Source organism: Actinomadura hibisca NBRC 15177 (genome assembly GCF_001552635.1).
Taxonomy (GTDB): Bacteria; Actinomycetota; Actinomycetes; order Streptosporangiales; family Streptosporangiaceae; genus Spirillospora; species Spirillospora hibisca.
Genome location: NZ_BCRO01000021.1, coordinates 1 through 6439, shown reverse-complemented (window position 1 = coordinate 6439; position 6439 = coordinate 1). Strand labels below are relative to the sequence as shown.

Here is a 6439-nt window from a genome sequence, read left to right as displayed (position 1 = left end):
GCTCGGCCGCGCCGTCGCGGGCGGTGGCCGGTTCCGGCGCCGGAGGCGGGCCCTGCGCGCCGTCGGAGCGGGGCGCGGACACGTCCCGCGCCCGCATCGCCGCGTCCACCGTGATCCGCATACCGGGCTGTCCCACGTGCGCCTCCTCGATCACCGGGCGTCCCCGCCGCACCCCCATTGCACACCACCGCACCCCCTTCCCGGCAAGGGCCCGGGCCAGCCCGCCGATCATGATCACTGGCGCGGATGCCAGCCGGGGGAGGGGAATGCTCGGTACAGTTCGATGGTCATGCTGCAACGACTGGTCCACCTGCTGCCGCCGAGGGTGCGCGCGTTCCTGCGCCGCATCCCGGTCCTGGTGGCCTTCTACCGGTGGTTGCGGCGCGGCAAGCTGACCCGCGAGCGGTACGTGTTCGCGGCGCTGGCCGTCCTGACCGTCATCCTGGGGATCGGCGCGACCGAGTCGCGCTCCTGGACGCCCTCGGGCGCGCTGGTGCTGACCGTGCTGGGCGGCGGCCTGCTGCTGAAGGTGCGCGGCCTGGTCGCGCTGCTGGCGCTCGTGGCGGCGATGGTCGGCTACAACGCCTGGCACGACCGCGACGCCATCGGCCTCACCATGATCGCCACGCTGGTCATCACGGCGGTGCTGGCGCTCACCCTGGCCCGCACCCGCCAGCAGCTCGGCGTGCAGGGGCTGCGCGGCGACTCGATGTTGCTGGAGCTGCGCGACCGGCTGCGGCGGCAGGGCGAGATGCCCGAGCTGCCGGGCGGCTGGGACTCCCAGGTCGTGATGCTCCAGGCGGGCGGCTCGTCGTTCGGCGGCGACTTCACGGTGTCGGTGCGGCGCGGCGACGTCCTGGAGGTCGCGCTGGTGGACGTGTCGGGCAAGGGCACCGACGCCGGGACGCGCGCCCTGATGTTGTCGGGGGCGTTCGGCGGGCTGCTTGGATCGATCCAGCCCGACCGTTTCCTGCCCGCCTGCAACGACTACCTGCACCGCCAGCAGTGGGACGAGGGCTTCGTCACCGCGGTGCACGTGACGATCGACCTGTCCACCGGCGAGTACACCGTCGAGTCGGCGGGCCACCCGCCCGCCGTGCAGTTCGACGCGGGCAGCGGCACCTGGCAGGTGAGCCCCGCCAAGGGCGTGGTGCTCGGCGTCGTCCCCGACATGCGCTCGGTCCCCGAGAGCGGCCTGCTGCGCTCCGGCGACGCGCTGCTGCTGTACACCGACGGCCTGGTGGAGTCGCCGGGCCGCGACCTGGACGCGGGCATCGACCGGCTGCTGGGCGAGGCCGAGCGCCTGGTGCCCCAGGGGTTCCGCAAGGGGGCCAGGGAGCTGGTGGAGACCATGGCCGCCGAGCGCGACGACGACTGCGCGCTCGTGCTGATCTGGCGCACCTGACGCGCGGCGGCCTAGCGGTCCTTCTTGCCCTTGCGGCCCTTCTTCTCCTTGTCCTTGCTTGGCTTGCCGTGCCCGGACTTCTTGGCGGGCTTGGCCTTCGCGGCCTTGGCGGGCTTGACGGGATCGTGCACCGCGACGGGGGACTGCGCGGGACGCGCCGGCGGGTCGGCGATCGTGCCGCCCTGCCCGCCGCCCGACAGGCCCAGGAACAGGCCGCCCGCCAGGACGGTCGCGGCGGCGGCCCCGGCTCCGGCCAGCACCCGCGTCCGCAGGGTCGAGCCGGAGCCGATGCGGTTGATGACGCCGAGGGCCTGCGTGCCCTCACCGGTCTCCGTGACCACCGCGGGGACCTCGCCGGAGACGGGGGGAGCCTCGCCGGTGGGCTCCGGGACGGCGGCGGGCGCGGTCCCGGCCGCCTTGAGATCGCCGGGACCGGTCTGCTCGACCAGCGCCAGCAGCAGGTCGGAGGCCGACGGGCGGTCCCCGGGGCTCTTGGCCAGCGCGGACCGCACGATGGGGAGCAGGCCGTCGGGCAGGCCGTCCAGGTCGGGCTCCTCGGTCAGCACCCGCATGGCCACGGCGGTCGCCGCGCCGTCGCCGAACGGCAGCCGGCCCGTCCCGGCGTAGGCGATCAGGCAGCCCCAGCCGAACACGTCGGCGGCCGGGGAGCCCGCGCCGCCCGCGGTGACCTCCGGCGGCATCCAGCCGGGCGTGCCCAGCACCGAGCCCGACGAGGTCAGCGTGCCGGGGGAGCCCTGCTGCCGGGCGATCCCGAAGTCGATCACCCGGCAGCCCGACAACGTCAGCATCACGTTGGCGGGCTTCAGGTCGTGGTGCACCAGCCCGGCGGTGTGGATGGCCGCCAGCGCCGACGCCACGCTCACCGCCACGCCGTGCAGGTCCGCGCCCGGCAGCGGCCCGGCGGTGTTGATCCGGTGCTGGAGCGACATCCCGCCCACGTACTCGCTGACGATGTAGGGCCGGTCGTCCTCCGCGCCGTGCGCCAGCACCCGCGCGGTGCAGAACGAGGCCACCCGGCCCGCCAGCACCGCCTCGTCCCGGAACCGCGCCCGGAACGACTCGTCCCCGGCCAGCCGGGGATGCAGGGTCTTCACCGCGACCCGCTCGCCGCTCCCGGGGTCGGCCCCGAGGAAGACGGTGCCCATGCCACCGGCCCCGATCCGCCCGAGCAGCGTGTACCCGCCCAGCTCACGGGGGTCGGTGTCCTCCAGTGGTCCCGCACCGGCCGGTGGCCGCCCGGTCTCGTGCGCATGCATGGTGACCTCTTCACCCCTCTCGACGCTCGGCCCCGTCCTGCCCCAAAGTTCGCAAAGTATGGGTCTGGATCCGGACGGATCACAGGAAACGTGATCGTCACCTCGATGTAGCGCCCCGTGCACACGCGCCCGGCACAGTGGGAACAGTTCGACGGCACGGCCACAACCCGCCGGTTTTCCTCCTCGGCGTGCGGGACGGCCGGTCGGCGGCACCGAGGACGATGTCCGCGCGGGCGGCACCCCAGGGGTGGGAGGCGCCGCCCGCGCGGACGTCGTGTTTGTTGGGCCTTTCGGCCCGGCTTGCTCGCCTGGCGGCTCGCAAACCGACCGAAAAGCGTGCGAGCGCTGTGCCGCTTCGCGACCTGCCGCCCGGGGCCTCGCCTTCGGCTTCGGCCCCGCGCGGCAGACCTTCGGTCGCGCTCGCGTGCGGGGTGCGCTCTGCGGTGACCTTGATCACGGACCTGATGGCGATGCTTAGGCGAGTTCAGTGGTGGTGTGCGGGTGGAGGATGACGGCGGTGGGTCGGGCTGGGTGCTGGCGTGCGGGGCGGTCTTGATCGTGTTGTGCGGGGCAGGGCAGGGATGCGTGGCAGGCCTCGGGAAGATCGTCGGGTTTTCCTATAAAACCTATTGACTTGGTAGGGATAGTCGCCTTCAATGGTGGGCGTGCGCTTCCTGGTCATCATCGGCAATCCCCGGCCCGGTTCCCGCACCGCCGCAGCGGCCCACGCCGCCGCGCTGGCGGTCGCGGCGGCCGCCGGGATCGACGCCGCGCCCGACGTCCTCGACCTCTCCGAGCTGGGGCCCGCCCTCCTGCAGGACGGGCCGCCCCCCGCCGTCGCCGACGCGCTGGCGAGGGTCGCCGACGCCGATCTGCTCCTGGTCGCCAGCCCCACCTACAAGGCCACCTACACCGGCCTGCTCAAGGTCTTCCTGGACAAGATCGCCGCTGGGGCGCTCGCCGGGAAGCCCGCGCTGCCGCTGCTGGTGGTGGGCGCGCCGCGACACGCGCTGGCCGTGGAGGTCCATCTGCGACCCCTGCTGGTCGAACTCGGCGCGACCGTCCCCACGCCGGGGCTGGCGCTGCCGGAATCAAGTCTTGACCAGCCCGACTCCACCCTCGCGGAGTGGGCCGGTCAGGTTGCCCCCGCCGTTCGGGGCGCTCTGACGGCGGGGGCCGCCCGGTGACCGGGACGGCGACGGCACGGCCCGTCCCGGTCACCGGCGACTCCTTCCGCGACGCGCTGGGGCGGCACGCCGCCGGCGTCGTCGTGGTCACCTCCCAACCCGGGTCCGGCGGCCCCGCCGGGCTCACCGCGACCTCGTTCACCTCGGTGAGCCTGGACCCGCCGCTGGTCTCGTTCTACGTCGCCGCCACCTCCACCACCTTCCCCCGGCTGCGGGAGGCCGCCTCGTTCGCCGTGAACGTCCTCGGCGACGGCCAGGCCGACCTGGCGGCCCGGTTCGCCGCGCGCGGCGAGGACCGGTTCGGGCCGCCCACCCGCTGGCGGCCCGGACCCGGCGGCGAGCCGCTGCTGGAGGGCGCGGCCGCGCGGCTGCGCTGCGGCTGGCACTCGGTCCGCGCCATCGGCGACCATCTGCTGGTGGTCGGCGAGGTCGTCGGCGTCGAGCTGGGCGCCGCCGAGGCGCCGCTGTTGTACCACCGGGGCCGGTTCGGGAGGTTCCGCGCGCACCGGCGCTGATGTTTCGCTGGGCAATGTCTCGGTTACAACCTGTTCTACGAACCGTTATCCCCCCTTGGCGACGGGTTCCGCACGGAACCGGGACGGGGGGTGATGGTGGGACGCGGCTCATGGTGGCCTCCGGCGAACTGGACGGTGCGCACCCGGGTCACCTGCGCCGCGACCCTGGTCGTCGGGCTGCTGCTGGTGGTCGGCGTCGTCGTCTTCTACCAGGTGGTGCGCGCCACCATCTACCAGGGCCTGCGCGAGCGCGGTGACGCGGCCGTCGCCGAGGTCGCCACGCTGGTCCGCCGCGACGCGCTGCCCGGCACGCGCGTGCTGCCCGCCGACGCCGCCGGGTTCGGGCTGCTCCAGGTCGTGGACGACGGGGGCCGGGTGCTCGCCGCCAGCCCCGAGCTGCGCGACCGGCCGCCGATCTCGTCGGTGCGGCCGACCTCCGACGGCGCGCGCGTCGCCGAGATCACCGCCGTGCCCGGCGTGGCGCTCGACGCCTATCTGGTGGCCGAGCGGGTGCGCGGCCCCGACACGTGGGTCACCGTCTACGCCGCCGCCTCCACCAGCTCGTTCGAGCAGGTCAAGGGCCCTTTCATCGGCTGGCTGGCGCTGGCGGTGCTGCTGGCGCTGGCGGCCGTCGCGCTGATCGTGTCGCTGGCGGTGCGGCGAGCGCTGCGCCCGGTGCGGGTGATGCGCAGCGAGCTGGCCGGGATCTTCGACGGCCGGGGCCGGGTCAGCGTGCCCGGTTGCCACGACGAGGTCGCGGAACTGGCCGGGTCGGTGAACGCCACGCTGCGCCGGCTGGAGAAGGTCCTGGACCGCCAGCGCGGCTTCGTCGCCGACGTCTCGCACGAGCTGCGCAGCCCGCTGACCGGCCTGCGCGCCCAGCTGGAGGTGGCGCTGGAGCACCCCGAGGACGAGGACTGGCCCGCCGTCGCGCGGGCCGCGCTCGGCGACGCCGACCGGTTGCAGCGCATCGTCGGCGACCTGCTGATCATGGCGCGGCTGAGCGCCGGGGTGCCGCAGGAGCACACGCCGCTGGACCTCGGCGCGCTGGTCCGCGAGGAGACGGCCCGGCGCGCCCCCGGGCGGGTGCCGATCGAGATCGAGACGGCGGCGGACGTGGTGGTCCGGGGCAGCTACGGCCAGCTCTCGCGGGTGCTGACCAACCTGCTCGACAACGCCGTCCGGCACGCTCTCGGCTGGGTGCGGGTCACCGTCACCGCCGAGGAGGGGCAGGCGGTGTTGTGCGTCATCGACGACGGCTCGGGCATCGCGCCCAAGGACCGGGAGGCGGTCTTCCAGCGGTTCCACCGGCTGGCCGAGGGGCGGCGGCGCGACAGCGGCGGGACCGGGCTGGGGTTGCCGATCTCCCGGGAGATCGCGGTCGCGCACGGCGGATCGCTGGTGGCGACCGACTGCGACGACGGCGCCTGCCTGGTGCTCCGCCTGCCGTTGGCCCCGCCGTTGTCCGGAGCGGACAAAACCGGGTCTGCGGATTTAAAGTGAAAAGTATTCACTTTCATCGGGCGTCCTGTTATTGATCAAGTGTCGAATACGCCCGTCCCCCCGCAGAGGTGCGCATGTCCGGTGTACGCCCGTCGCCCCGTCTCCTGACGGCGGTGCTCGTCCTCGGCGCCCTGATCGCGGCGCTGCTCGCCCCGGCCCCCGCCGTCACCGCCCGCGCCGCCGCCCCGCCCGCCCGCGCCCCCGAACCGTCCACCGGCGCGACCGGCACGCCCTTCGCCGGAACCGCCCCCAACGGCGAGGTGCGCGGCTACGTCGACGCCCACAGCCACCTGATGTCCTACGAGGCGTTCGGCGGCAAGCTCATGTGCGGCAAGCCGTTCGACCCGCACGGCGTCCAGGCCGCGCTGCGCGACTGCCCCGACCACGAGCCGCACGGCATCGGCGCCTGGTACGAGAACTTCACCCGCCACGGCACCCCGTTCGGCACCCACGACACCCGCGGCTACCCGACCTTCAAGGACTGGCCCGCCCATGACTCGCTCACCCACCAGCAGACCTACTACAAGTGGGTCGAACGGTCCTGGCGGGGCG

The 6439-nt window shown here is 74.2% G+C and carries 5 protein-coding genes and 1 pseudogene; 5 read left to right on the top strand and 1 reads right to left on the bottom strand.

Features of this window, described 5'->3' with window-relative positions; all coding sequences use genetic code 11:
- Nucleotides 1–289 precede the first annotated feature (289 nt).
- Nucleotides 290–1405 carry a PP2C family protein-serine/threonine phosphatase gene (locus AH6_RS10550; RefSeq protein ID WP_083982578.1) on the top strand — a complete coding sequence of 372 codons (1116 nt, stop codon included), beginning with the start codon at nucleotides 290–292 and terminating at the stop codon, nucleotides 1403–1405.
- 11 nt (nucleotides 1406–1416) lie between these two features.
- Here the strand turns inward: AH6_RS10550 and AH6_RS10545 are convergent, their stop codons facing one another.
- Nucleotides 1417–2682, bottom strand: coding sequence for a serine/threonine protein kinase (locus tag AH6_RS10545; RefSeq protein WP_067477589.1), 1266 nt, complete (start codon nucleotides 2680–2682; stop codon nucleotides 1417–1419).
- A 656-nt stretch (nucleotides 2683–3338) separates the two neighbouring features.
- Here AH6_RS10545 and AH6_RS10540 point away from each other — a divergent pair.
- The 4 genes and pseudogenes from AH6_RS10540 to AH6_RS10525 form a co-directional block, all read left to right on the top strand.
- Complete coding sequence (locus AH6_RS10540) at nucleotides 3339–3869, top strand: NADPH-dependent FMN reductase (RefSeq protein WP_067477586.1); 531 nt, start codon at nucleotides 3339–3341, stop codon at nucleotides 3867–3869.
- The gene (locus AH6_RS10535) at nucleotides 3866–4384 is read left to right on the top strand and encodes a flavin reductase family protein (protein WP_067477583.1); all 519 of its coding nucleotides are present in this window, start codon (nucleotides 3866–3868) and stop codon (nucleotides 4382–4384) included. Before AH6_RS10540 ends, AH6_RS10535 begins: the two co-directional genes overlap by 4 nt.
- A 135-nt stretch (nucleotides 4385–4519) precedes the next feature.
- A complete protein-coding gene (locus AH6_RS10530; protein WP_083982577.1) occupies nucleotides 4520–5887 on the top strand; it encodes a sensor histidine kinase in 1368 nt (455 codons plus the stop codon).
- Between the two features lie 74 nt (nucleotides 5888–5961).
- Nucleotides 5962–6439, top strand: a pseudogene (locus AH6_RS10525) (hypothetical protein); the annotation flags it as partial.

Bases quoted from the DNA above. Each gene is read 5' to 3' on its own strand.
- AH6_RS10545 (WP_067477589.1), bottom strand. From the start codon at position 2,682: ATGCATGCGCACGAGACCGGGCGGCCACCGGCCGGTGCGGGACCACTG.
- AH6_RS10540 (WP_067477586.1), top strand. From the start codon at position 3,339: ATGGTGGGCGTGCGCTTCCTGGTCATCATCGGCAATCCCCGGCCCGGT.
- AH6_RS10550 (WP_083982578.1), top strand. From the start codon at position 290: ATGCTGCAACGACTGGTCCACCTGCTGCCGCCGAGGGTGCGCGCGTTC.